Origin of the sequence: Companilactobacillus suantsaicola, from assembly GCF_004745525.1 — a bacterium.
GTDB classification, from domain to species: Bacteria; Bacillota; Bacilli; order Lactobacillales; family Lactobacillaceae; genus Companilactobacillus; species Companilactobacillus suantsaicola.
This window is the reverse complement of record NZ_RKLY01000011.1, coordinates 27,930-52,642: the sequence shown is the minus strand read 5'-3', so window position 1 is coordinate 52,642 and position 24,713 is coordinate 27,930. Positions and strand designations below refer to the sequence as shown.

Annotated in this window: 25 protein-coding genes, 1 tRNA gene and 1 other annotated feature; of the genes, 15 read left to right on the top strand and 11 right to left on the bottom strand. The window is 36.3% G+C overall.

What is annotated here, in order from left to right:
- Positions 1-5 precede the first annotated feature (5 nt).
- The 4 genes from EGT49_RS05650 (at position 6) to EGT49_RS05635 (ending at position 4,750) form a co-directional block, all read left to right on the top strand.
- The gene (locus EGT49_RS05650; protein ID WP_135372378.1) at positions 6-911 is read left to right on the top strand and encodes a glycine betaine ABC transporter substrate-binding protein; all 906 of its coding nucleotides are present in this window, start codon (positions 6-8) and stop codon (positions 909-911) included.
- Positions 912-1,133: 222 nt separating this feature from the next.
- Positions 1,134-1,997, top strand: coding sequence for a helix-turn-helix domain-containing protein (locus EGT49_RS05645; protein WP_179949619.1), 864 nt, complete (start codon positions 1,134-1,136; stop codon positions 1,995-1,997).
- A gap of 801 nt (positions 1,998-2,798) precedes the next feature.
- Entirely contained in the window at positions 2,799-3,926 is a 1,128-nt protein-coding gene (locus EGT49_RS05640) for an AI-2E family transporter (protein WP_135372374.1), read from the top strand.
- A gap of 38 nt (positions 3,927-3,964) precedes the next feature.
- Positions 3,965-4,750 carry a hypothetical protein gene (locus EGT49_RS05635; RefSeq protein ID WP_135372372.1) on the top strand — a complete coding sequence of 262 codons (786 nt, stop codon included), beginning with the start codon at positions 3,965-3,967 and terminating at the stop codon, positions 4,748-4,750.
- A gap of 167 nt (positions 4,751-4,917) precedes the next feature.
- On the opposite strand, the gene EGT49_RS05630 is transcribed toward EGT49_RS05635, so the two are convergent.
- A complete protein-coding gene (locus EGT49_RS05630) occupies positions 4,918-5,301 on the bottom strand; it encodes a hypothetical protein (RefSeq protein WP_135372370.1) in 384 nt (127 codons plus the stop codon).
- A 255-nt stretch (positions 5,302-5,556) separates the two neighbouring features.
- On the opposite strand from EGT49_RS05630, the gene EGT49_RS05625 reads away from it, so the two are divergent.
- On the top strand, positions 5,557-7,206 hold the full coding sequence (locus EGT49_RS05625; protein WP_167849767.1) for an aryl-sulfate sulfotransferase: 1,650 nt from the start codon (positions 5,557-5,559) through the stop codon (positions 7,204-7,206).
- Between the two features lie 337 nt (positions 7,207-7,543).
- Here EGT49_RS05625 and EGT49_RS05620 read toward each other — a convergent pair whose 3' ends face one another.
- The 5 genes from EGT49_RS05620 to EGT49_RS05600 all read right to left on the bottom strand — a co-directional run bounded on the left by EGT49_RS05620 (position 7,544) and on the right by EGT49_RS05600 (position 11,726).
- On the bottom strand, positions 7,544-7,996 hold the full coding sequence (locus tag EGT49_RS05620) for a PTS sugar transporter subunit IIA (protein ID WP_135372368.1): 453 nt from the start codon (positions 7,994-7,996) through the stop codon (positions 7,544-7,546).
- A gap of 104 nt (positions 7,997-8,100) precedes the next feature.
- On the bottom strand, positions 8,101-8,751 hold the full coding sequence (locus EGT49_RS05615) for an HAD hydrolase-like protein (protein WP_135372366.1): 651 nt from the start codon (positions 8,749-8,751) through the stop codon (positions 8,101-8,103).
- Between the two features lie 11 nt (positions 8,752-8,762).
- Entirely contained in the window at positions 8,763-9,935 is a 1,173-nt protein-coding gene (locus EGT49_RS05610) for an MFS transporter (protein ID WP_135372364.1), read from the bottom strand.
- A 756-nt stretch (positions 9,936-10,691) separates the two neighbouring features.
- Positions 10,692-11,243 (bottom strand): TetR/AcrR family transcriptional regulator, encoded by a 552-nt coding sequence (locus tag EGT49_RS05605; RefSeq protein WP_135372362.1) that lies wholly within the window; start codon positions 11,241-11,243, stop codon positions 10,692-10,694.
- A 9-nt stretch (positions 11,244-11,252) separates the two neighbouring features.
- Positions 11,253-11,726 (bottom strand): nucleoside 2-deoxyribosyltransferase, encoded by a 474-nt coding sequence (locus tag EGT49_RS05600; protein ID WP_135372360.1) that lies wholly within the window; start codon positions 11,724-11,726, stop codon positions 11,253-11,255.
- 389 nt (positions 11,727-12,115) lie between these two features.
- Between EGT49_RS05600 and EGT49_RS05595 the strand changes: the two genes are divergently transcribed.
- A complete protein-coding gene (locus EGT49_RS05595) occupies positions 12,116-13,057 on the top strand; it encodes an ADP-ribosylglycohydrolase family protein (RefSeq protein WP_135372358.1) in 942 nt (313 codons plus the stop codon).
- 2 nt (positions 13,058-13,059) lie between these two features.
- Here EGT49_RS05595 and EGT49_RS05590 read toward each other — a convergent pair whose 3' ends face one another.
- From EGT49_RS05590 to EGT49_RS05580, 3 genes are read right to left on the bottom strand one after another with little or no spacing between them, the layout of a single operon-like run.
- Complete coding sequence (locus EGT49_RS05590) at positions 13,060-13,926, bottom strand: amino acid ABC transporter substrate-binding protein (RefSeq protein ID WP_135372356.1); 867 nt, start codon at positions 13,924-13,926, stop codon at positions 13,060-13,062.
- 19 nt (positions 13,927-13,945) lie between these two features.
- On the bottom strand, positions 13,946-14,584 hold the full coding sequence (locus EGT49_RS05585; protein WP_135372354.1) for an amino acid ABC transporter ATP-binding protein: 639 nt from the start codon (positions 14,582-14,584) through the stop codon (positions 13,946-13,948).
- Between the two features lie 12 nt (positions 14,585-14,596).
- On the bottom strand, positions 14,597-15,250 hold the full coding sequence (locus tag EGT49_RS05580; RefSeq protein ID WP_135372352.1) for an amino acid ABC transporter permease: 654 nt from the start codon (positions 15,248-15,250) through the stop codon (positions 14,597-14,599).
- 166 nt (positions 15,251-15,416) lie between these two features.
- Positions 15,417-15,639, bottom strand: a binding site (T-box leader).
- Between the two features lie 152 nt (positions 15,640-15,791).
- Between EGT49_RS05580 and EGT49_RS05575 the strand changes: the two genes are divergently transcribed.
- From EGT49_RS05575 to EGT49_RS05560, 4 genes are read left to right on the top strand one after another with little or no spacing between them, the layout of a single operon-like run.
- Positions 15,792-16,109: a PadR family transcriptional regulator gene (locus tag EGT49_RS05575; protein ID WP_135372350.1), complete on the top strand. Its 318-nt coding sequence runs from the start codon at positions 15,792-15,794 to the stop codon at positions 16,107-16,109.
- Entirely contained in the window at positions 16,099-16,761 is a 663-nt protein-coding gene (locus tag EGT49_RS05570; protein WP_135372348.1) for a DUF1700 domain-containing protein, read from the top strand. The genes EGT49_RS05575 and EGT49_RS05570 overlap by 11 nt, the downstream gene beginning before the upstream one ends.
- The gene (locus EGT49_RS05565) at positions 16,754-17,695 is read left to right on the top strand and encodes a DUF4097 family beta strand repeat-containing protein (RefSeq protein WP_135372346.1); all 942 of its coding nucleotides are present in this window, start codon (positions 16,754-16,756) and stop codon (positions 17,693-17,695) included. Before EGT49_RS05570 ends, EGT49_RS05565 begins: the two co-directional genes overlap by 8 nt.
- A gap of 55 nt (positions 17,696-17,750) precedes the next feature.
- Positions 17,751-18,533, top strand: a complete 783-nt coding sequence (locus EGT49_RS05560) for a DUF975 family protein (RefSeq protein ID WP_135372344.1) — start codon at positions 17,751-17,753, stop codon at positions 18,531-18,533.
- A gap of 37 nt (positions 18,534-18,570) precedes the next feature.
- On the opposite strand, the gene EGT49_RS05555 is transcribed toward EGT49_RS05560, so the two are convergent.
- Positions 18,571-19,221 carry a metal-dependent transcriptional regulator gene (locus EGT49_RS05555; protein ID WP_135372342.1) on the bottom strand — a complete coding sequence of 217 codons (651 nt, stop codon included), beginning with the start codon at positions 19,219-19,221 and terminating at the stop codon, positions 18,571-18,573.
- A 120-nt stretch (positions 19,222-19,341) separates the two neighbouring features.
- On the opposite strand from EGT49_RS05555, the gene EGT49_RS05550 reads away from it, so the two are divergent.
- From EGT49_RS05550 to EGT49_RS05535, 4 genes are all read left to right on the top strand, one after another.
- Positions 19,342-19,863: an HdeD family acid-resistance protein gene (locus EGT49_RS05550; protein ID WP_135372340.1), complete on the top strand. Its 522-nt coding sequence runs from the start codon at positions 19,342-19,344 to the stop codon at positions 19,861-19,863.
- 52 nt (positions 19,864-19,915) lie between these two features.
- Positions 19,916-19,989, top strand: a tRNA-Thr gene (locus tag EGT49_RS05545).
- Positions 19,990-20,180: 191 nt separating this feature from the next.
- Complete coding sequence (locus EGT49_RS05540) at positions 20,181-20,528, top strand: hypothetical protein (protein ID WP_135372337.1); 348 nt, start codon at positions 20,181-20,183, stop codon at positions 20,526-20,528.
- 243 nt (positions 20,529-20,771) lie between these two features.
- Positions 20,772-22,757: a collagen-binding domain-containing protein gene (locus EGT49_RS05535; protein ID WP_135372335.1), complete on the top strand. Its 1,986-nt coding sequence runs from the start codon at positions 20,772-20,774 to the stop codon at positions 22,755-22,757.
- A 37-nt stretch (positions 22,758-22,794) separates the two neighbouring features.
- On the opposite strand, the gene EGT49_RS05530 is transcribed toward EGT49_RS05535, so the two are convergent.
- Complete coding sequence (locus EGT49_RS05530; protein WP_135372333.1) at positions 22,795-23,868, bottom strand: acyltransferase; 1,074 nt, start codon at positions 23,866-23,868, stop codon at positions 22,795-22,797.
- Between the two features lie 113 nt (positions 23,869-23,981).
- On the opposite strand from EGT49_RS05530, the gene EGT49_RS05525 reads away from it, so the two are divergent.
- The gene (locus EGT49_RS05525; RefSeq protein WP_135372331.1) at positions 23,982-24,647 is read left to right on the top strand and encodes a CPBP family glutamic-type intramembrane protease; all 666 of its coding nucleotides are present in this window, start codon (positions 23,982-23,984) and stop codon (positions 24,645-24,647) included.
- The last annotated feature ends 66 nt before the right edge of the window (positions 24,648-24,713 follow it).

Sequence of the window (24,713 nt, the reverse complement as noted above, 5' to 3'; positions counted from 1 at the left end):
ATTTTTTGAAAAAACAAAAGTTTATTAAACTTTTCTTATTAGCATTACTGATTATCCCAATTGTTTCCGCATGTAGTTCCCAAACAGCTCCATACAATAGTAAGGAAAAGTTGGGTCCCCAAATTAATTACACGATCACTGGTATCGACGCTGGTGCTGGTGTAATGGCATCAACACAAACTGCTTTGAAAGACTACAAGCTTGAAGATAACAATTGGCAATTACAACCAAGCTCAACTTCGGCTATGACTAGTACTTTGGACAAAGCTTACAAAAACAAGCAACCAATCGTGGTTACTGGTTGGCAACCACACTGGATGTTCACGAAGTACAAGATGAAGTTCTTGAAAGATCCTAAGAATAGTTTTGGTAAAGCTGAGCATATTAGTACTATCGTGCGTAAAGGCTTGAAGAAAGATTCTCCAGAAGCTTATACAATTTTAGATCGATTCCACTGGACACCAGCACAGATGTCTGATGTTATGTTGAAGGTTAACGACGGAATGGATCCGAAAAAAGCTGCTAAGCAATGGATCAAGAAGAACCCTAAGATTGTTGATAAATGGACTAAAGGTGTAAAAAAAGTTAACGGTAAATCAATCAAGTTAACTTATGTAGCTTGGGATTCCGAAATTGCTTCAACAAACGTTATCGCTGAAGTATTGAAGGAACAAGGCTATAAAGTAACAATTCAATCAATGGAAATGCAACCAGTTTGGGCTTCAATCGCAACGAAAGCTGCCGATGCAACTGTTAGTGCTTGGTTACCTAAGACATCTGCTAAATTCTATTCTGACTATAAGGGTAGATTTGAAGATTTAGGTGCTAACTTGAATGGTGCTAAGGTTGGTTTAGTTGTTCCAACTTATATGACTAATATTAATTCCGTTGATGATCTAAAAAATAAATAAAATAACTAAAAATTGGAAGAAATTCCAATTTTTTTGTGTTTTTAGGGCTTTTTTATATCTAAATGGAATAAAATAGTGTGATTGCTATGAGGTATATTAGATGAAAAAATATTTTAACCGAATGACTAGACAATTTGAACCCTTTTTCACAATGACAGGGATTGTTTAAGGGTATATAATTATATTAATTATCATATAAATATGTTATATAGGGGCGATGGCGTGGATATTCAAGCTTTTATCAATAAACGAAAAGAATTAGGCCTTTCTCAAAAGGAATTGAGCAATGGTGTTTGTACGCAAGCAACTTTGAGCAAATTTGAGAACAATGGCAAAATACCATCATTAAAGATCCTGATTCAATTGTGCAATCGTCTTGGTTTGTCTTTGGATAGCATTATCGGTGTTAGTGACAGTAGCATTAAGAAAGTCGCTAAAGAAATGAATCAAGCTGAATTCAATTTGATTATTCAAGAGTACGATCAATCCTGGGATATCATTAAAGGGATTGATCCTAAAACTTTGAACAATGATAAGCATTTGTTGATGCAATATTATTATTTGAAGGGTTATCTAAATGTTTTGGATGACGGTGATTTATTCGATGCAGTCTTTGATTTTAACCGGATTTTATCGGAATTAGATGACCGTGGCGAAACCATTTTTACCTTCCTGGCATTTGTCGGGATGGGCATGGTATATGGCAAGCAGGGAGACGATGCAAAGAGTGAATACTACTTCAGCAAGGTCTTCAATGAAATTTATACAATGTCGATTGACGATACTAGTAAAATTTGGCGTTACATCAACATTATTTTCTACTGTGCGATTTACTATTCAGAGAAACAAGATTTGGAAACTGCAAACGCACTGTTGAATTATGGGGTCAAAATTTGTTCAGAGAATCATGTTACGTATTACATTGCTAGGATCTATGCTCAACTTGCTATCAATGCTCGCAGAGTTAATGGTGACGAGAAGAAGATTCGCAGCTTTATGAACAAGGCTTTAGTCTTTTCTGAATTCAATAGTAACAAAAAAGAAATCAAACTCATTAAACGTTGGGTTGCCAGCAATAATTTGTAAAGTGTTTGATTATGAAGAAGTCATCTATTTGTTTAGGTGGCTTTTTTTGTTTGGAATTGTTTGGTTCTTTTTGGGGGGGTGGTGGTTGGATGCCGTCTTCCGCAACAGCTCTGGGAAACGCTGGAACGCTGTGGACGCAACTTGAAGCCAATTCCAAAAGCGGGAATTGTCTCCAAGATTGGTCTTTCACTAAACGCTAAAGCGTTAAGAGAAATTTCACGGCTGAGCATTTCCCAGAGCTGTTGCTCCAGACTATATAACAATTCTAATTTTTATTGAGGTAATAGCTTATGGGATTGGTGTATTGTGTTCTATTCCGAACTTGTTTTGAATCTTTGCTCTTCATAACTTAAGCGAGGAATTTTTCTAAGAATAGAAATTCTATTCCAATCTCTCCAAAACTGTTTTCCAAAATAGTGTGACACCAAATCAAAAATCTAATTCCTTAAAAATAAGAACATAGGTTAATCCCAATAGAACATCCACCTCCAAAAAAATGGAATATAAATACCCCATAGATCCGTTATTCAGCACCGGAGCAACAAAGCTGATGGGCTCAGATGTGAAATTATTCTTAGCAATTTATTGCTTAGAATAAGGTCGAGCTTTGAAATGCCGCGAACTTTGCGGTAGTTCAAAGTCGGCCCAGCACGTTGCCGCCCAATCAGCTTTGTTGCGGAGGAGCGGCATACTACACCACCACCGCAAACACCGCAAACACCGCAGACAAATAAAAAGTATATTTCTTTGACAACTAGTTTTGTGATATATTGAGGGAATAATCATAGTAGGGGAGAATTTATGAAGATTAGTAAAAAAGACATAATCAAATATAGTATTATTGGTGTTTTGTTGTTGTTTATTTTAATATATCCAGTCAAGATTTATGGTGGTGTCATGAATTTATTAGGCGTTTTGATGCCACTGATTCTTGGTGCTGTGATGGCTTACGTGTTGAACATTTTATGTGTAAAGTTGGAGAAATACTTTTTTCCCAATACTAAAATAAAAATTCTTCAAAAAAGTCGTCGGGGACTGGTGATCCTTAGCACTTTGATTATCGTCTCACTCGTTTTGGCAGGAGTCTTCTGGCTTGTTTTGCCGCAATTCTTCAGTGCCTTGAGTAATTTCTTTAAATATATTCCATCTTTTATTAACGATTTATCCAATCTTTTTGAAAAAATTAATCATAACTCGTTTGTTTCAGATCAGATTGAATCGATGAATATTGATTGGAGTTCAATTCAGGCTAAAGTAATGAAGTATTTGACTAGTGGTGTCGGTGGGGTCTTTGGTTCAACGTTTAAGATTGTTTCAGGAATCACTAAGGGATTTGTCAACTTCATTTTAGCTTTGACCTTCGCTATTTATATTTTGGCAACTAAGGAAAAATTAGGTCGTCAAGTTAAGAAATTAATGAATGCTTATATGACAAAAAAACATATTAAAAAAGTTAATTACGTTTTACATGTTACTAACAACATGTTCAGTAGTTTTATCGCCGGTCAGGTAACAGAAGCTATTATTTTAGGAAGTTTGTGTGCGATTGGAATGCTGATTTTCCGATTGCCATATGCTTTGTCGGTCGGGGCCTTTATCAGTATCACCGCTTTGATCCCAATTTTAGGAGCTTGGTTGGGTGGAATCGTTGGCTTCTTGTTGATTGCTGTTGAATCTCCAATTAAAGCTGTTTTCTTCGTGATCTTCATCTTAGTCTTGCAACAATTTGAAAGTAACGTCATTTATCCACGTGTCGTTGGGACTTCAATTGGCCTACCTGGAATCTGGGTTTTGGCAGCTATTACTGTTGGTGGCGGCTTGAATGGAATTGTCGGAATGCTTTTAGGAGTACCCGTGGCCGCAACTATTTATCAATTGGTTAAGAATGATTCAAATCGACGTCTAAATGAGGTAGAAAAAGTAGAATAAGAATATAATTTACAAAATTACACTAAGGAGAGATTGGTGTGTGGACGAATTATTTTGATTTTGTGATAATTTTTGTAGCTATATTTACTCTAGTACCTTATGTAACGTCATTGATTACTTCATGGTTAGGTCATTTGTCAAAAATTATGTTGGTCAATAACTTGGGAAATAACAGTCAACTCATCGTAGGTGGAGCTGGCGTGATTATCCACGAATTAGGCCATGCAATTTTTGCCTATCTATTTGGACATCAGGTGACCAAAGTGCAGCTGTTGAACGTCAACTACAAGAGCTCTGGGGCATTAGGTTCCGTCGATCATCGATATAACGACCGTAACGTTTATCAATTGTTGGGTAACTTCTTTATCGGCTTAGCTCCGTATTATATGTGCTCAATTGTTTTGTATTTGTTGCAAAAATTCTTGTTAAAAGCTCAATTTAGTTTAACGGCGCTAGTTCAGAGCTTAAATATCGATACCCAATTGTCAGCTAGTATGATTTTTGATTCGGTTTTAGATAATCTTAAATCAAGTTTTGCCAATGCTTCATGGTGGATGATCTTGATTTATATTGTTTTGACGATCATGATTGCCAGCACCGGCTATGATTTGAGCCGTAATGATTTTTCAACCGTTAACAAGGGAATCTTGCCTTGGGTCGTTGTTTTAATTGTCCTAGGCTCTATTTTGTATTTACTGAACCTAAGATTAGTGACAATGACAGCAGCCATTTATTTTATAACCTTTTCAATTTTATTCATGCTACACGCAATTATCAGTATCGTGTTATCAATGATCGTGATTAAAATTTTAGGCTTTATCTGAGGGAAAGACATGAAAGTATATCTGATTAGACATTCAGAAACGGATTTTTCGCAAGTTGATAGTCATCATTATGTGGGTTACGGACGAGATCTCAGTCGAATCACGCCCATATGAAATGGATTATAAATAAAAACAAGGAACTCCATCATTGGGGTTCCTTGTTTTTGTTATTCTTCAATTTCCTTAATGCGTCCCTTAAAGTCAGCTCGAATCATTTCGTGATAGAAGGCGTCTTCGACAGGATTCATGTGTGAGAAGTCAACGTCGGTTGCGGCGGTGAATGTTTCTAAATAAGTCTTGCCATTTTTTTCTTGTGAACACATGATGACCATTTGATCGGGGTCAACGTCGTTGGCAGCTGCAAGCATGCAATCGTCAGGATGGAACTTTTCCTCTAGTTCAGTGGGATTATCGCCACCAACGTTTTGCATAAATTCGTTATACATTTGAATGTATTTCTTGCCTGTTGTAACACCGAGGTCTTTAAATTTGCCGGTTGCCCAAACTTTTTGAACAATCCTGAAGTAATCATCTGATGAAATATCTGCCATAGTAAGTTCCCCTTTATTAAAGTCTTTAATAATTATTATAATAATCTTTCTAACAAAATTATAGGGGCTTGGCTTATCTGGTTTAAAAAATTGTGAGATTTGTGAAGTGTGATGGGGATTTCGGTCAAAAAGGTTATACTGCTTGAAAATCCTACATTAAGGAACTTCACAAAATCTTCAAAAAATGTTGGCATAATGTCAACATTTTTTTTATATTATTAATAAGTTGAGAAAAATTTTATTAAGGAGATTTTAATGAGGAAGAGGAAGCTTTTTTTATTAACTTTGATTCCATTAGTATTGTTGGTACTGGTGGGATGTACTAGTAAGACTGCCGATAGTGATAAACCGCTGTCGACGGCACAGATCAAAAAGAATATTGGTTCTAAGTTAATTACGACGCGTGAGGATGCTCAGGAAAAATTAACGAAGCAATATCAAAAAATTACCAAGGATAGTAATTACACTTTGGACAATCCCTATGTGAAGGTTAATCCGTACAAAGATTCGCCTTTGACGGCTTTGGTGATTTTCCAAACTGATAAAGCTGCGAAGGTCAGTTATACAGTTGAGGGTAAAACTGACAAGACTAGCATTACTAATTCGGTAAAAGGATATAAGAAAGTTCATCAAGTGCCAGTTGCTGGTTTATACGCTGATACGAACAACACGGTCACGATGACGATCACTTACAAGGACGGCACGACTGAAACGAAAGTTTTGACGATTAAGACCGGTGAACTTCCTAAGTACGTCAAGAATGCTGAAATTGAAGTAACTAAAAATGATAAAGATAAGATGGATATTGGTCAAAATAAATTAACTTTGATCAACCGAACGACTAAAGAACCGTTTGCAATCGATGCGGATGGTGAAGTTAGATGGTATTCAACTAATTATTCACAACACACAATTGAACAAACTGACAACGGTCATTTCTTGATTTTGACGAAGAAGACCGTTGATTCGATGGTTTATAATGATTTAATTGAAACCGATGTCCTAGGTCGGGTTTATAAAGAATATAGTTTTAATAGTAAAGTAAAATCAAATGATAGTAATAATGCTAAAGATGAAACGACTGTCATTCATCATGATTTATTAGAATTACCAAATAAGGATATTTTAGCGACGGTCAATGATGGCTCGAAGTATAAAGAAGATGTCATGGTTCAAATTTCTCACAAGACGGGAAAAATTGTTAAAGTGATTGATTTGAAGAAACTGTTACCTAGTTCAATGTATAAAAATTACAAGGCAGGTGCAGATGGTAAGATTGACTGGTTCCATCAAAATGCGGTCGATTATGATGCCTCGGATAATACGATTATGATTTCAGGTCGTAACCAAGATATGATCATGAAACTTAATTACAAGACTAATAAAATTATTTGGATTTACAGTGGTAAGAAGAAGTCGAGTTGGCCAAAGAAATATCGTAGTAAGATTTTGACACCAACGAAGGGAACTTCAATCACAGGTGGTCAGCACGGTTTGTATCAACTAGAAAAGACGACTGACGGTGAAGATATTATCCTTTATGACAACAATATTGATGTCACAAATGGTGATAAGAAGACTTCCGGCAAGTATTCCCAAGCAGTACAATATCATGTTAACTTGAATAACATGACCATTGATCAAACTTGGGCTTATGGGAAATCACTTGGAAAAGCCAACTTCACTAATATTATTGGTTACGCGGAACGTGAGAGTAATGGTAATACTTTGATTGACTTTGGTTTCAAGAACAAAGGTCAAGAAAGTAACATTATTGAAGTAGATTCTGACGGTAACCAAGTTTTCAATATTACAATTAAAAATGCGGCATCAAAAGCCTATGTCTATCGTGCTTATCGACTAGAATTTTATCCTAGTGGATATACGTTTGATGTAAATAAGTAGAGAGTGAAACAAGCCCGCTTAGGCTCAGACAGATAGCCTAATTTCACGAATTGCACGCCGGTTTTGCGTGTGATTTGGGGAATGTAGCTATATGGCTGGGCCTGGCTTGTGCAACTCGTTTCAAAATAGAGAGTGAAACAAGGGCGTTCAGCTCCCGGAGGATAACGTAATTTCAGGAATTGCTCGTCGCACTTTACGAGTGATTCCTGAAATTTTGTTATCTCGTAGGGAGTTGCTCTTGTGTAACTCGTTTCAAATAGAGAGTGAAACAAGAGCGCCCAGCTCCCAATTAGAAAATGGTATATAAAAAAAGTCGACCAAAGCGGTCGGCTTTTTTTTAATCGGTGAATGATTGATTCAATTTGTTCAATTCACCATCGTTAAATTTAATATCGTCTAGTTTATCAGCATTCTCAGTGATTTTATTCGTAATGTTTTCTGCTAATTTGTCGTTATCCTCTTGGCTATAATTGTCAGGTAGAATTCCGACGATCAAGTAGTCAACCGGAATCCTGTTATTGCCCCACAAGACGGGTTCTTTAAAGGTCAAAGTCATCGTGTGATTTCTAGTCTTTTGGTCAGTTGTAACGAACATATAAGCAACACGATTTTCCAAAATGACTGGTTCTTGAGCGGCACTAGCAAACAAGCTACTTTGAACGGCTTGTGCATCCAAGTTGAACTCATCGGCAGCTTTTGTAGCGGCGAGTTTCAAAGCGCTCACTTGATTATTGTCAGATAATTCGATATTTGCGGTAGTATGATTTTTTCTAAAAAGTTTAAATAGCATAATTATATCTCCCTTGTCGTATTAACAAGGAGCTTCGACATGTCTAACTCTCTTTACAATTTATATACTAACGTATCGAACCCGTTTCATAGCAAGGGAAAAATCTAAAAAGTTCTAATTTCGGATGGAATTTCAGTTGGATCTTCCAAGATTGACTCGGCACCAGCATCGCGTAATTCCGCATAGGATCCGAAGCCATAGGTGATTCCTAACGTGTGAACGTGATTAGCAATGCCACCTAAAATATCAGTTGCCCGGTCACCGACGATAACCGATTCATCAGCACTGGCACCGACACTTTCGAGAGCATATTTTAAAATGTCAGCTTTACTGGAACGAGTGACTTGATCTTCTGAAGCTCCGAAAAGTCCATCGAAATATTGATCGAGTTTTAAATAAGGGATCAATTTTTTAATGAGAGATTCAGTTTTAGCTGAAGAAATATAAAGTTGATAGCCGTCAAACTTTAAGGCTGCCAACACATCAGCAATCTGGGGGTATAAAGTTAAGTGATATAGACTGTTATTTTTGTAGTACTCATCATAAGAAGTCATCGCTGTATGATAACGTGATGGGGATAAATCAGGGTAAAACTTAGCCAAGCTTTCACCAAGGGCTGGGCCGATGAATTTCTTGTAAGTATCAGTGCCCAAGTCTTTTAATCCCTGATCTTCTGCCATGTGCTGCAAGGCTTCGATGGTTCCTGTTTGAGTGTCGGCAATGGTGCCATCAAAATCGAAAAATAAATATTTCATTATAAATACTCCTATTCTTTAATTGGTGAATGACGTGCAATAAAAATTCCGGAAGTCGTCAACAGAACTGACAAGACAATCAAGATGACGATTATCAAATTCCAAGAGTTAGTTTTAGTTTGAATCAAACCAAAGAGGGTGGGACCAACTGCAGCCAGTAAATACCCAGCCGACTGAGCCATTCCGGAAACTTCAGCGGTCTGATAAGGATTAGTAGTTTTCTCGGTGAAGAAGATCACGGCCATATTAAAGGCCAAACCTGATCCAAAACCGGTCAAAATCGTAATAATAGTTAGGAAAATAATATTCTCACTGGGCAGAAGATAGCCAAGTGGTGAAACTGCATATCCTAGAAAGAGCATGGTCAAGAGTTTTTTCATACCACCTTTTTTAACTGACAAAAAGGGCACGATAAAAGAACATGGCAGACCGCTCAATTGCAAAAGCGTCAACAAATTACTAGAGGCAATCGTCGAAATTCCGTGACTTTGTAAGAGTGATGGCAACCAAGTAATAAAGGAATAGTAGACGATCGACTGCAATCCGAAAAAGGCCGTGATCAGCCAACCTAAATCTTGATTCCAGACACTGCGGTAAGTTTTTTCCTCAATTTGTTCCTTAGTTCGCTGATTATTTTTTAAACGCGGAATCCAGAAAGTTGTGGCAATAATTCCCATCACCGACAAGATAGCCAAAGTACTTTGGAGACTGATCTTAGTAATGAAAATTCCCGAAAGAGCCGTTCCAATCGCTCCAATCAACAACATTGATAAAGTGTAAAGACTAGTTCCCAACGGAATTTGGTCGGGCATCTGATCTTTGATAACAGCCGGAACCAAAACATTACCACTGTCGATCCCCACACCGACTAGGAAAGTTCCAAACATCAAAGCCAAAGCTGTCGGAATAATTCTTAAATAACTTCCAGCAATCAAAATTAAAAAGAAAACAAAAATAGTCAATTCGTTGCCCCATTTTTTGGCAATCTTGACAATAATTGGCGACAAAACAGCAAAAGTAATCAAAGGAATCGAAGTAATCAAACCGACCATCGATTTCGGAATTCCCAATTGTTTTTCAATCGTATTCAAAAGTGGTGGAATGATCATAATCGGCAGCCGCAAGTTAGCGGCAATCAACATCATACTGATTAAGAACCAAGTTTGTGATTTTTTAGTAGACATATTTTCCCCCCTTGTAACATAGTTATATTTTAGAACAGTGGAGGCTGGTTTTTAAATGGTTTTTTATTTGGGGGTGGTAGATGCCGTCTTCCGCAACAGCTCTGGGAAACGCTGGAACGCTGTGGACGCAACTTGAAGCCAATTTTTAAGCCCGAAAATTGTCTCCAAGATTGGTCTTTCACTAAACGCTAAAGCGTTAAGAGAAATTTCACGGCTGAGCATTTCCCAGAGCTGTTGCTCCAGACTGGATTTCAGATTTTTGCAGTATTCCAGTAAATTCGGAAATTAGATAGACTTCTGTTTAGATTAAATAACTAACTGTTTTATAGTCTGAATACATTAATATTTTGATTGATTTAATACGATATTAAAAAAAGAGACTTTTACTAGAACATCAGTAATTAGCAATGTCTAGTAACATTCTCTTTTTTTGCTTTTATTATTGTTACTTCTATTTTAAATGGGGAGGGAAGCATGATAACTAGTTAAAGTGTCAAACCCTACTTTTGAATTGAATTACTATTCCTAAATGAATGGAAAATTAATAAATCATAGATTTGTTATTCAGTCCGGAATAGCAAAGCCGATTTGGCTCAGATGTGAAATTATTCTTAGCAATTTATTGCTTAGAATAAGGTCGAGCTTGAAGACAATTTCCGGTTTTGAAATTGGCTCCAAGTCGGCCCACATCGTTCCAGCCAAAATCGGCTTTGCTATGGAGGACGGCATACTTCCACCACACTTCAAAAAGAACTATTACTTACTCCATTTAGTAAAGAAATCACCAGTAAACTCGATGAACTTGTCGTAAGAAACGTTGAAATCATTGTCTTCTAAATACTCAACGAGTCCAATCAAGCCACCGACGATGAAACTGATCATCAACTCAGGTGTGTCAGATTCAGTAATCATCTTAATCAAAGGATCATTTTGATTGGCTGGATCCTTACTCTTAGTTTTAACAATATCTCTTAAAATACTGCGAAATTCGGGATAAAGATTGGCTTTGGTTTGATATTGAGGAGAAATATGATGCATGAACTTGCTATTTTTCTCCATGAAATCAACAATTTGATAAACGATTGTTTTGGCATTTGAAGTATTGTTCAATAAATCATCCAATAAATATGAAAAGACGGCATGTAACAAGGAATATTTGTCATTAAAGTAACGATAAAAAGTACTGTGATTGATCAATGCCTCATCACAAATGTCGCCAACAGTAATCTTCTCAAATGGCTTTTTTTGCAACAATGAAATCATTGCCGTGATAATCGATTTTTCTGTTCGTTGTGTTACTTGTGACATCATTTCCTCCTAAAGTACCTTCACATTTTCGTATCTAGTCATTAAAGTGTTAAAATCATAATCCTTAATTTCTTGGATACTGTCATGACCGTTGAAGAAAGCTGTTAAACTTCCGGCCAACATTAAATTCAATGGTTCGTCTTTGACATTTCTGACACCAATCACAGGCACGTTGTTAGCTACGGCATAACCGCATTCCCACATTGTTCCTGAATCAGGTTCCATTTCGTTTTCTTCTATTTTATAGTCTAGCATTGCGACTACGATATCGGAAATATTGATGTTGTTAATATCATGTTTATAAACAGCGGTTTGCCATTCAAAAGATCCCATTTCTGCATTGGAGTATTCGTCCTTGCCAGGTCGGAAAATGTCTCCAATAGTTGGATTAGCAGCTAAAAGTTTTTCAATTTCATCCAAACGTTTGATTTGGTTGGCGCTAAAAAAGGGCCCGGCTAAATATACTCGATTCTTTTTTTCCATAGTATTAAAAAAAGCTCCTTTGTGTTTATATACCAATTATACTGAAATAATTAAAAATTTCATGAAAAATACCATTGTGATTTCAAAAAATAAGTCTAAAATGTATTTTAATTTGAAAAACTAATAAAAGTTTTTATTAAGATATCTTTTCAGGGGATAAAGATGATGTTATAACGAAAGTGGCACGGAGGAATGATATTATGAACAAGAATAAATTTAAAAAAGTTCGTGATGATAGAAAGAGAGTCAATCTGCTGGCAGTGTTCGGCATCTTTTTGGCTTTCATCCTATTAATATTCTAGGGACTACGTGCTATAGATGGGATTCTAAAATCTATTAATATAAACTGAGGCCAATTTTGACCTCAGTATTTTTTTAGAGGTGATAATTTGCTCGACTTAAAAAACATTTTATATGCGGCAGTTGTCGGGGATGCCTTGGGGGTACCCGTGGAATTTGCGAAGCGTGACACTTACTACGTTGACAAAATGATAGGCAATGGAACTTGGGAAAAAGCTCCCGGAAGCTGGTCAGATGATACTTCTTTTACCTTGCCATTGATGGAAAATTTAGTGGAACACGGCAACTACGAGCAATTGATGCAAAAATTTGAAGATTACATGTTTAGAAATAAATATACTCCTGATGGGCAAGCTTTTGGAATCGGTCAAGGTTGTGCCAAGTCGATTCGTAATTGGTCGATCAATCATTATCCAGCTTTAGAATGCGGTGACCCCAGTGTTTATGCCAACGGCAATGGTGCTTTGATGCGTTTAGCGCCTTTGGCAATTCATCTGCGTAATGTTGAGCAAACAAAATATCGCTTAGAGCTGACGAGAAATCACACTTGCTTGACTCACCGGCATCCTCGAAGTGTGATGGCTAGTTTCATCTACCTAGAAATTTTGCATTTCTTATTAAATGGCGAGAATTTAACTGAAATCTTACAAAAATTACCAGACCACTTGAAAAATAATTTACAGAACTACCCGGAAGAGTTGAATGAATTCAAGAAGTTCAGTGCCATTTTTCAACACGGATTTAAGCAGACCAATCGCGAAGACATCAAATCGACTGGCTATGTAGTTGACACTTTGCATGCCTGTCTGTGGTGTGTTTTAAATACTGATTCAATCGATGAAGCGATTCTTTTGGCGGTCAATTTGGGAGACGATACCGACACCGTTGCCAGTATCACCGCTTCTTTAGCTAGTTGTTTACATCAAAATGACTGTGTAAATCCCGAATGGGTAGGGCAGTTACGTAATAAAAAACTTTTGGATAAGATTATTGATCAATTTGTTGAAATGGAAATAAAAAACAGTGACTAAAATTAGTCGCTGCTTTTTTTATTAGTTGGTTTGATTAGTGAATTGTCAGAATTACCAAACCATTTCTTGTTGATTTTTTGGAGTGTGCCATCGTTGGCTAATTGTTGTAAGCCTTGATCGATTTTCTTCTTCAAAGTTTTATCACCTTTGCGAATTCCAACAGCAAAGTCTTCGCCAGTAAAGCCACCGCTGACTGTTCGATAAGAAGCAGGATCTTTTTCCTTACTAATATAGTAGCCAGCATAAACGCTATCGATCAATAGTCCTTGAATTCGGTCATTGTCCAAATCCATCAGAGCGTTATTAAAGGAATCGTACAAGACCGGAGTTCTATTTTTGATATAGTCTTTTAGCATCGTTGGTTTCTGGTCGAGCAAGCTAGCACCGGAGGAACTCGTTTGGACACCAAGAGTCTTATTTTTCATTCCTTTAAAACTAGTGATATTTTCTTTAGTCTTAGTCACCAAAACTTGGCGATTGGCCATATAGGGTCTTGAAAAGGCCAACTGTTTTTCTCGCTCTGGGGTAATCGTATAACCATTCCAAATTAAGTCAATCGTCCGATTTCTGAGTTCAGTTTCTTTCATATTCCAGTCGATTGGTTGAAAGTCGGCTTCAATGCCATATTCTTTGAAGACGGCTTTAGCTAAATCAATGTCATAACCGACCAGTTGACCGTCTTTTTGACGAAAGCCCATCGGAACAAAAGTGTCGTCTAAACCGATAATGACCCGACCTCTTTTTTTGATGTGCGACCAAGTATCAGCCGTGTTGGCCTGTTGAGCAATTGATTTTTGATTCGTCGAACAACCAGATAATCCAAGGGCAAAAAATAGTAGTGCAATTAAAATTAAAATTTTTTTCTTCATATTATTAATCCCCCTTTGATTAATTATTTAATGGTTTGACTTCAAGCAATTGATCAGCAATCTTTTTGGCAAAATCAGGATCATGGGTGATGACGATTTGAGTAATACCAGTTTTCTTCAAATCTAAAATCACTTGGGCGACTGTATCACGCAAACTTGGATCAAGCGCTGAAGTTGGTTCGTCGTAACAAAGAATTTGTGGTTGCATGGCAAGTGCTCGAGCAATAGCAACACGCTGTTTTTGACCGCCGGAAAGCTCAAACGGATATTGGTCCTTTAAAGAAGTTAGTCCCAATTGGTCAAGAAGTTTCGTGACCTTTTTTTGAATGGTCGTCTTGTCTTGTTTCAAAACGAGTTTGGGGGCCAAGGCGATGTTTTCCATCACCGACAAATGTGGAAATAGATTGAAATCTTGGAAGACGACACCAACGACCCGTTCTTTTTCTGACTCATCGTAGGGATCAAATGGGTGATTGTTTAAAACAAAAGTTCCAGAATCTATTTTTTCCAAACCGGCGATGCAACGTAACAAGGTTGTTTTACCGGCACCACTAGGACCAACGATACTCAAAATCGAATTGTCTTTGACTTCTAAATTTAAATTATCAAGGATGGTTTTGCCATCAAAACTTTTTGTAATATTCTCTAATTTCAACATGATTTTTATCTCCTAACGGTAGTAACTGAAGCGTTTTTCGAGTACTTTGAGTAGCCAGGTGCAAACTAGTGTCAACAACAAGTAAATCACTCCGACTAAGACTAGTGGCAAGAGGGTAACGTCTCGTGAACTAGCAATATTTCCGGCTCGAAGTAGATCCCCTAAACCGATGACGTAGACTAGTGATGAATCTTTGACAAGGTTGATAACTTCATTACCGATTGAAGGGAGAACAATTTTGACCATTTGTGGAATGATGATCGTCCGGATTGTTTGCCAATAATTCAAACCAAGCACTTTAGCTCCTTCAAATTGTCCTTCGTCGATTGCTCCAAAACCACCACGGAAGATTTCGGCAAAATAGGCTGTGTAATTGAGGATAAAAGCAAATAAAGCAGCGTCGTATCTTTCAAAAACGATTGGGAAAAACGGCATATTTGGCAAGCCATAGAAAACAAAAATCAGTTGGAGTAGTAAAGGTGTGCCCCGCATTACCCAAATGTAAAACGAGATAAGCCAGCTCAAGGGTTTGAACTTTGAGCTTCTTCCTAACGAAACTAAGATTCCTAGTGGTAATGAACAAACCAAAGTCCAAAAGAAAATTTTTAAAGTCATCATCGTGCCATCTAATAGCGATGGTAAAATTTCAAAAATATAATTGATCATAATTAATTCCCCTTTCAAATATAAAAAAAACGTCCTCTAGCAAAATTGCTAAAGGACGTTTTCACGTGGTTCCACCTTAGTTCGTCAACACCTCACGATGCCGACCTCAAGAAGTTCTTGCAACTGTCGTACTCAAAAAAAAGAAAAACCCTCTCGGTCAAAAGACCAAGAGGGCGAATTTTCGCGGTACCACCTCTGATTTCTAATATCTCACGATACTAGACTCATGAAGTTACAAGAACTTCAGCTTTAACGGTGCTACCGAAATGACCTACTGTGACTTCAATCATTTAACTTACAGATGTGTTTCATCGAGGACTGGGACAACTCCCACCACCGTTGACTCTCTGGACCAGTTTGCTCAATTACTCTTCTGTCGTCGTTTTTTATATTTGTTTTAAAATGTTGAAATTATCGTACGTCCTATGAAAACTAAAGTCAAGTATTTTTATTTTAAATTGACATATACTATAAACTATAATAATATTATTCATGAAATTATATTATACGACGTATAATATAATAGAAACGAGGAGATATTATGGCAATTCAGGTATCAACTGAGATTCTTGAAGGTTCTGTTTTAGCTCTGCTCACGAGAGAAGATTATTACGGGTACGCGATTACGCGGGAAGTGCAAAAGTCATTTCCAATTTCCGAATCGACAATGTATCCCATCTTACGTCGCTTAAAAAAAGAAGGTTGGTTGAGTACTTATGACGAAGCGTATGAAGGTCGCAACCGCCGTTATTATAAGATTACTGATTTAGGTGTTGAGCAACTAGAACAAATTAAGAAGAATTGGCAAGATTTAAAGGACGCTACTGATTCTATCTTGGAGGGGAAAAATGAAGAATAAAGTAATAGATGCTTATATTGATGAATTTAAGATTTATTTGCATCAATTGAGTGAAACGGAACAAAATGATGTTGTTGAATTTTATCGTGAATACATCGCTGATGCTAATTTACAAACTTCAGATGCGATTATCAACGAATTGGGGACTCCCAAAAATTTAGCCCGCAAAGTTTTAACGGATTATTCGATTAAAATGTCAGAAGAAAACTATCAAAATGTTAACAATGGTCAATTGTCAGGAAACGAACGAGCTAAAAAGAATTTAGGGATGATCGGTTTAGTCCTATTAGCTTTGATGGCATCTCCTGTTGCGATTCCCATCGCTTTAATTATTATTTTGATGCTAGCTTTAGTCGTTGGTCTGGGAATCTTCTTTATTTTGTTATTCCTTTTCTTAGTTGCTGCTTCGGTGATCGTCGGAATCGGCCTGATTTTTATGGGGTTTTGGGTCATCTTCCAGTCATTCCCAACAGCCATCTTCTATGTAGGAATGGGCTTGTTAGTTCTTGGTGTAGATTTCTTCTTGATTCCAATTACCATTGCATTGTTTAAGTGGTTCTTTAGTGTGATCGTTATTTTCTTCCGCTGGTTAGGAAAGAAGTTACTTCACGGTCGAAAAACTCCGATGAAAGGGGAACAAAAAAATGCGTAAGTATTTCGTAACAGGTTTTTATTTACTGATTGTCGGTGGTTTGTTGTTACTCGGTGGCTTTATCATGGGTGGCAATAAGTCAGTCGTCTGGAACCATGGTTTCCAAGTTGTCACTAAAGTTGATACGACTGACCCTTTGAATGATTTCAAAAACATTAATCTTAAAGGTAAAGATATGGATGTTAGTGTTCGTTTAGGTGATCGCTATAAAATCCGTATGACTGGAGATGCTTCATCGCTGCCTAGACATGAACAAAAAGGTGATACCTTGACAGTTACTGGTCAAAACCAAAAGAATGGGACTATCGGTATTGGCGTGGATGCAATTAATCGAGCTCGTGTGACCATAACGGTACCAATGGATAAGGCACTGGATAATGTTCACATCAGAGTTTCTAATGGTTATATTCGGATGAATGATATAACGATAAAAAATTTCGTTAAGTCTGTAAAAGACATGGATTATGACTCTAATATTTATATGAGTGACGTAACGGTCGATAATGTTGAAAAATTGAACATGTACGATACTAATTTGACATTGATCAATACAAAATTGAGTAACGCTAATATTGTTGCAAATGCTTATTCACGCGTTGAAGCAACCAATACTACTTTTTTAAAGTCTAATATCAACATGGATGAATCTGATTTGATAGTAAAAGAATCAAACTTTGATACATTAAAAGCTATGGCTAATCACAGTAAAATTTCGATTTCGAAAACAACTATGATGAATAAAAATGAGTTTCGCATGTACAGTTCAGGTAAATTCAATGCTCAAGATTTAACAGTTGAGGGGATGGACTTAACTTCTGAAAATGGCTATGTTCGTTATGACGATAAAAAACAAGGTGAAACCTATCAAATTAAGCCTGATGCTCAGAATCTTTTGACCGTTGTAACGACGAAAGCCCCAATCACTATCAATTGAGTTAGGACTGTACGTTCATCTTTGTTATAATGGCGTTATTAATGTGAGGGATATAATGAATAACGCGAACAATATATCAGCTTTAGAGATTAGAAGGGATGCACATCGTGCTTTCTTAAAAGATATTAAAGGGAATATTTCACTGAATATTATTCCCATTTTGTTGAGGTTTTTAGCAGTTTATTTTGGGATGCAGGTTTATCATACTTGGATGTCAAATTTGAACGTAAATTTGGCTGATCCTGAACAAGCAAGTCAAAGACTCCAAGAAATTTCAGCTAATTTAGCTAATGACCCGTCGTCGGCAGCTCAATATATGCTAAGCCTGACGCCCCAAAGTAATGTTGCTGTCTATGCTTTCTTTTTCTTCTTTGTAATGGTCTGTGCAGGAATTTCTTATGCCTTAGTAGATAAGTTCCGCAATCCTGATGTAGAGATCAATGCAATCAAAGATAGTTTACGAGCTTTTTCAGGACGTTACTTTTTCCCGGTTTTATTCATAACGGCGTTATTCGGCTTGTTTCTAGAAGCCGGATTCATGCTCTATGTCATTCCGGGGATTTGGTTTTTAGTGATTTTCTCGCAAGCTTTTTTAGTTTTTCGAGATGATCAAAAAGATCAAGGAACATGGACTATCCGTATGGCATTTTCAAGTTTCAGTCGCAGTTCAATCGTGATGCGTGGCTACAAATGGACTTTCTTTTCCATTTGCGTAGAATTCTTCTTCTGGGAAATTTTGAATGCTTTCACGCATGAACTGTTATCAGTCTGGTTGCAGCCTTACGAACAACTGGTTTTAGCATCGTTTTATCATAAAATTGCTGATGAAAGAAAATAAAAAAATCCGTGATGATTTAATTCATCACGGATTTTTTTTATCTCAATTCAACAAAGATATAGTCGATAGCCTTGGCACCGATGGTCAATTTTGAACCATCTTCTTTAGAAACGACCAATGAGTTATCGAATTTTTCATGTTTTAAAACGGTGATCGTATCGTCAATTTCCAAATTCAAACTTCCAAAGTATTGAAGAAAGTCGTAATTATCGGAAACACGGACGATTTGCACTTTGGTATTATCAGGAATCATGCTGAGCAATTTATCGTCAGCATCGGTCTCTCCTTGGCCGTTACCAGGAATAATTCCACCATGTGGACAACGTTGAGGGTGGTCGAGAAAATCGTTTAAATGGTCAATCAAGCCATCATCTGAAGCATGTTCCAAAGCATCAGCATTGTGGTGAACATTATCAACAGGGTATTTAAGACATTCGTGTAGGAAAACTTCCCAGAGACGGTGAGTTCTTACTAACTTTTCGGAAACCTTATTCCCTTTAGGTGTTAAAACAATTTTGTTGTAAGGGGAATGAGTTAAATAACCTTCACTCGATAGAGAATTCAGCATTTCAGTAACTGAAGGTGCCGAAACATTCATGATTTCAGAGATACGTTTGTTAGTGATTTTAGTGAAATCATAATTTAGTTCGTAAATAGTTTTTAAATAATTTTCTTTGTTAGGTGACAATTTTACAACCTTTCGTTTAGCCTAATATTTTTATTAGCCCTTATATTATAGCGCATATTGTTCAACTTTGATAACTCTAAATGGTAAAATAATTACTGGATTTTAAAGGAGGAGAGATTTATGAGTGAACCAAAGCGACGTTTTGATTGGTTCGGTTTCATTATCGGATTAATTTCTTTGTACGCTGGTTATTTAGTCATTTGGTATCCTTTGCGTAGTTTGTCTACCATCGCCGTAATATTCGGATTTTTTGCAATTTTACGTGGAGTATATCAATTATGGTTCGGTTCTCAGATGACTAGATTTCTTGGCGTTAGAAGCGGTTGGACGATTTTTAGTGCAATCGTTGATATTATTATCGGTATTATTTTCATTTCCCACGTTCAAGTTGGCGTGGCAGCTATCGTTTATTTATTTGCAATCTGGTTCTTGTTGGATGCAGTGTTCCAAATTTTCACAGCTCGTTTTTACCATTTCTTTGGCAGAAAATATTATATCCTGATTGTGATTGTAGCGCTGCTGAACCTATTGTTTGCAGTAATCTTGCTATTTAATCCCGTCTTAGCAGGAGATTTTATTGTCTTCTTGTTAGCATTCTTTTTCTTTGCGACAGGGTTATCAGAAATTATTGAGGCTTTTTAACTAAAACCATTTTCTACATGTAACTAATTTGGTAAAATGTAGAGAGTGATTTGCCATCTTAGCTCAGATAGGTAGAGCATCACCATGGTAAGGTGGGGGTCGTCGGTTCAAATCCGATAGATGGCTCTAAATAGTAAAAGAATCCGAAGTGTTTATTGAAAACATTTCGGATTCTTTTTGTTTACTATGAAAATAAAAGTGGCAATCAATAATTACCTTCATATAAAAAGTAACTAAATAAAATTATCGTAAAAAGCTATTGCTCAAAATTTTGTTAATCGATATTGTTGGCTTATTAAGTGAACGGAGAGATGATTATGCAATTTTTTTACAATATTTTATTCTGCCTTTATCCTTTAGTTTTGATTTTCCTGATTGATAAGCATTTCCACATTATGGACATTCAGACTCAGCAATTTGACCTAGATTTAGGCCTGATCATTAATAAAAGTTACGTGTATACGATTATTTATTTAGCGGTGGCAATTCCGTTAGTTGTGGTTTACATATATTTATCACTGGTACCAGCCATTAATCAGGAATTCACTGAAATAGTATCGATAGTTTCAAAAGGAATTGATTTGTTATTGACCGGACTAGTTCTGATCTTCTGTGGTTCGCAATTGTTTATTTTAAATCGAGATAAAAGAAAAATTGTTGGCTAATTTGAAAAATATTATTTAGTCAATTAATTAAAATAAAATATATGGCATGATAATTAGTGTTTACGCTTACTTTCACTGACATTAAAGAACTTACGTACTATATCTCAAGAGAGTTATCATAAAATAAATCGTTATTTGACAATAAATTAGAGTAGAGTAATAATTTTCATAAATAAAATTATTACCAGTTTTATTAGATAATAATAATTATTCTAAACTCAACGAGGGAGATTTTAGTTAATTATGTTAATGAGAAAAGGGAAAAAATGGGCTTTATCATGCGTTGCAATTAGTGCAGTTGTACTAACGGGGATAAGCGCAAATAATGTTAAAGCTGATGAGGTTCCAAGTACCACTGATAGTGCCGCTACTGCTCAAAGTGCTGGTAATCAAAATAGTATTGACAGTAAAAATAATTCTGTACAATCTCAAAGTGCCGGTAATCAAAATAGTATTGATGGTGAAAATACTTCTGTGCAATCAACTCAAAGTACAGGTAATCAAAAACAAAATACTTTGGTAAAATCAGAAAATAATAATGTACAAGATGGTAAAACAATCCAAAAGGATTTTGGCCAAGAAGAGCCTAATAATCCATTAGGGTATGCCTCAAATTTTCATATTTTTGCCAATGAGGCATCATTAAATGCACATACAAATGGAAATGTTGTTGCTGGAAATCTTTATGGAAACGTAAACTTTGGAACTAATATAATTAATTCTTCAGAAAGTCATGTTGATACGGACATTTCATATATTCAGAATGTACATAATTTAGCAAATAGTTCATTTGTCAGTAAAACAGACAGTAGGTATAACAAAGTAATTTTTGGTGTTAATAACGATGTTAAATTAGGAAATGAGAGTGGTGATGGGAACGAAAAGTATCCTAGTGTCAATAATATAAAAATTGATCACTTGGATAATGATGAAATTTATCAGGATAAAGGTTCAAATGTTTATATAGATATTAGTAAATATTTGGAAAAGCTTGAGGGAAATTCTCAAAACTTAGCTGATAGCCATATAACGGCCAATATCTCAAATGATAATTTTCCTGATCGTAATCAACGAGTAATTAATTTAGAAGAATTTGAACCAACTAATAATAAAATTATTATTAGTCTTGATAAAGAATCGCTAGAAATGGATACGCCTATAACTATTGCTGGACTTTCATCCGACAAGGGAGGGACTTCTGTAATTATTAACGTGGATTCTAAAGGAGAAGCTCCGATTAATATTAATTCCCAGATTAAGTTGATTTTTAATGATGGTATCGGTGGTAATAACAAAGAGCGTCCTAATCAGGAAACTGAGTATTTTGATGATAACCATTTATTATGGAATTTCTATGATAGTACAACATCTAATAATCAGTATGCTGGAGATATTGAAATTAATAGACCGTTCCAGGGAAGCATTTTGGCACCAGATGCAACTATAAATATTCATCATAATTTAGATGGAAATATAGTTGCCGATAAAGTGAATGTACAAGGTGGAGAAACTCATAGATGGGATTTACAAGATAATTCTGATATTGAAACTGAGTTTGAAAAGCCAGTTACTATCCCTGGTGAAGTTGATTGGTTGCCTGGAGAGCCAGATCAACCCGACGAAAATGATGGTTCTAATATTGATGAACCCGATGAAAATGAAGAAAAAGATATTGATGATAATGGTAATTTAGTCGATCCCAAAGAACCCGATGAAAATACTAATGAAGGCAATGAGGGCACGGATCCTGAAGAACCCGACGAGAATAACAATAATGGTAACGAAGGCAATGAGGGCACAGAACCTGAAGAACCCGATGAAAATACTAACGGTGGTAACGAGGGTACAGATCCAAAGGAACCTGATACCGACAAAGATGACGAAGATGAAGATTCTGAGTCAGGTGAAGAAACAGGTTCTGAAAATGAAGATAACGAATCCGAAGACAAGGATTCAGAAGAAAATGGTGACGGTAACCTCATCACTAATGGTGGATCTGAAGGTAATTCTGAAAATTCAAATGATTCAAGTGAATTAGGTGAAGGCGTCTTGCCTGATGTTGTTGGTAGTGATAAGAATGAATCACAAACTCCTGCTAATGATAGTTCTGACAATGCTGCGAAGTTGCCTCAAACTGGTGCTACATCTGGTGTTTTGGCTACAATTTCTGGTATTCTTTTGATTGTTTTGGGTTTTTTATTAAAAGGGATTAAACCAAGAAAAGACTAATTAAGCTATAGAAATAACCGATTCCAAAAGGAGTCGGCTATTTTTTTCTTCTGGTATGTCCGGTTAGTAAGTAGTTGATTCCGGGAATTAAACTCAGGAACCAGATGATAACAGTTGAAATTATTATTACAATAAAATATCTAACGAAAGTTGCCGGGATACCACGTAAATCAATGTTCTTGAAGAACCATGGTTCGACGTAAAAGACTACTAAGTTGTGGATTAAATAAATTCCGAAGACTAAAGGTGACATGAATTCAAAGAAACTTTTGACGCCACTGGATTTTATCCACAAGCCTAATTTTTGTAAGAGAACAAAGGCTGCCAGAGACATTATCGGGATGAACAGTGAAGTTACGTAGTAGCTGTTATTAGTGTCAAAAGTCTTGGGAACTGATTCGGAGAAGAAATTACCAAAAGTGGCAATGCCGATGAACAAGACTAATAACGCCAATGTACTGATCTTTTTTGGATTGATATTGCTGAGGATGTACCCCAAAATGTAGTAGCCAACGAAACCGCCGACCAGCATGAAACTAGAAACTGGGGAGATTTGAAAGACATGTTTCATATCTTTGCCCATCATGACATTGACTGAAGGAATTAAGGAACAGGTGACTAACCAAACACTTGTGGCGTACATCAACATTTTCATGCTGGCGTTATCAACAAAAGTTTTAATAATTGGCGATAAAATATAAATTCCAATCAGAGGATACATGAACCAAAGAACAGGTGATGTGGGTTTACTCATGATGAATTTCAACCGATTCCAGTATGCGTGATCACTGATTTGGTTGGATGTTAAGTAGGCCGCAGTGGGCAAGATAATTGACCAGATCAAAAAGGGGATGGTTACCCTTGGAATTCGCTTTTTCCAGGTGTATGAGAGTGACAAAGTCTTGGGACTGTTGAGAATCAAGGCGCCGGAAATCATGAAGAAAATTGGCACACTGATGTGCGCGAAATGGTTGAGCATCTTGATAATTTGCCAGTCGGTCGTTCCAATGTGTTTTAAAGTGTCGACTGTGGAAACGTGAATAAAGATAACTAACAGAATAGCTATCACGCGAATGAAATCCAGATAAAAGATATGTTGTTTTTTATTCAATGGGCCAGCCCTCCATAAATAACTCTCTCAATTCTAATGTAAAATGTCCCTAAAATGAAGTATTAGCGTATGATATAATGACAAAGTAAAATTATTGATTGGAAGAATTTATTATGAGAGTAGGAGAATCCCCAGGAACTGATTTTGTTAGATATTTAATTTGGATTGCATTTTCTATCGTAACTTTGATATTGAAAAACCATGCTGCAACTAAAAGTGGTTTAAATATTTTTCTAGTTATTTTATTTTTTATTGTAGGAATTGTAACGCTATTTTTGATGATTAGAAAATATATCCGTGAAGAAGATTCTTTTTCTGATACGGCAACTGGATTTGCATATTCACTAGTCTCTAACATTGGTTTCATCAGTTTGATGATCGTCATGGCTTGCGCCTTGAGAATCTTGGTCAGCTATTTACAAATTACGGGTAATTTACCAAAATTTGTCAACGATGATGTTATGAGTTCAGATCAGAAAGTCTTTATTTTCAATGTGGTCGCTAATGTCTTTGTGATAGCTATTCAACAACAGTTAGTTCAAACTGGATTTTTCTTTAATTACTTTTTCAGAGATAGTTCAGCTTACAGTGCCGTTATGGGAATTATCTTGAGTGGAGTGATTGCTGGCTTGATTGGTTTGCCAGGTTCACTACTACAATTCTTCATGATGATGGCACTTGGTTGGTGCTATGCTTTGACTTACTTGTATACTAAAGATGAAAAAATGGCAATTTTCGTTGCGATGGTTAGTGCTTTTATTGGAACGATAATTATTTAAAGAGTGTGACTTGGAAAAGTCATATTAAGAAAAATAGCCCTGTGGTGAAGATCACCACAGGGCTAT

Excerpts from the sequence above, each read along its gene's own strand:
- EGT49_RS05580 (WP_135372352.1), bottom strand. The coding sequence starts at position 15,250 with ATGATCAATTATATTTTTGAAATTTTACCATCGCTATTAGATGGCACG.
- EGT49_RS05535 (WP_135372335.1), top strand. The coding sequence starts at position 20,772 with ATGTTAATGAGAAAAGGGAAAAAATGGGCTTTATCATGCGTTGCAATT.
- EGT49_RS05540 (WP_135372337.1), top strand. The coding sequence starts at position 20,181 with ATGCAATTTTTTTACAATATTTTATTCTGCCTTTATCCTTTAGTTTTG.
- EGT49_RS05570 (WP_135372348.1), top strand. The coding sequence starts at position 16,099 with ATGAAGAATAAAGTAATAGATGCTTATATTGATGAATTTAAGATTTAT.
- EGT49_RS05610 (WP_135372364.1), bottom strand. The coding sequence starts at position 9,935 with ATGTCTACTAAAAAATCACAAACTTGGTTCTTAATCAGTATGATGTTG.
- EGT49_RS05600 (WP_135372360.1), bottom strand. The coding sequence starts at position 11,726 with ATGGAAAAAAAGAATCGAGTATATTTAGCCGGGCCCTTTTTTAGCGCC.
- EGT49_RS05605 (WP_135372362.1), bottom strand. The coding sequence starts at position 11,243 with ATGTCACAAGTAACACAACGAACAGAAAAATCGATTATCACGGCAATG.
- EGT49_RS05620 (WP_135372368.1), bottom strand. The coding sequence starts at position 7,996 with ATGCTATTTAAACTTTTTAGAAAAAATCATACTACCGCAAATATCGAA.
- EGT49_RS05585 (WP_135372354.1), bottom strand. The coding sequence starts at position 14,584 with ATGTTGAAATTAGAGAATATTACAAAAAGTTTTGATGGCAAAACCATC.
- EGT49_RS05565 (WP_135372346.1), top strand. The coding sequence starts at position 16,754 with ATGCGTAAGTATTTCGTAACAGGTTTTTATTTACTGATTGTCGGTGGT.
- EGT49_RS05575 (WP_135372350.1), top strand. The coding sequence starts at position 15,792 with ATGGCAATTCAGGTATCAACTGAGATTCTTGAAGGTTCTGTTTTAGCT.
- EGT49_RS05525 (WP_135372331.1), top strand. The coding sequence starts at position 23,982 with ATGAGAGTAGGAGAATCCCCAGGAACTGATTTTGTTAGATATTTAATT.
- EGT49_RS05560 (WP_135372344.1), top strand. The coding sequence starts at position 17,751 with ATGAATAACGCGAACAATATATCAGCTTTAGAGATTAGAAGGGATGCA.
- EGT49_RS05550 (WP_135372340.1), top strand. The coding sequence starts at position 19,342 with ATGAGTGAACCAAAGCGACGTTTTGATTGGTTCGGTTTCATTATCGGA.
- EGT49_RS05640 (WP_135372374.1), top strand. The coding sequence starts at position 2,799 with ATGAAGATTAGTAAAAAAGACATAATCAAATATAGTATTATTGGTGTT.
- EGT49_RS05590 (WP_135372356.1), bottom strand. The coding sequence starts at position 13,926 with ATGAAGAAAAAAATTTTAATTTTAATTGCACTACTATTTTTTGCCCTT.
- EGT49_RS05625 (WP_167849767.1), top strand. The coding sequence starts at position 5,557 with ATGAGGAAGAGGAAGCTTTTTTTATTAACTTTGATTCCATTAGTATTG.
- EGT49_RS05630 (WP_135372370.1), bottom strand. The coding sequence starts at position 5,301 with ATGGCAGATATTTCATCAGATGATTACTTCAGGATTGTTCAAAAAGTT.
- EGT49_RS05615 (WP_135372366.1), bottom strand. The coding sequence starts at position 8,751 with ATGAAATATTTATTTTTCGATTTTGATGGCACCATTGCCGACACTCAA.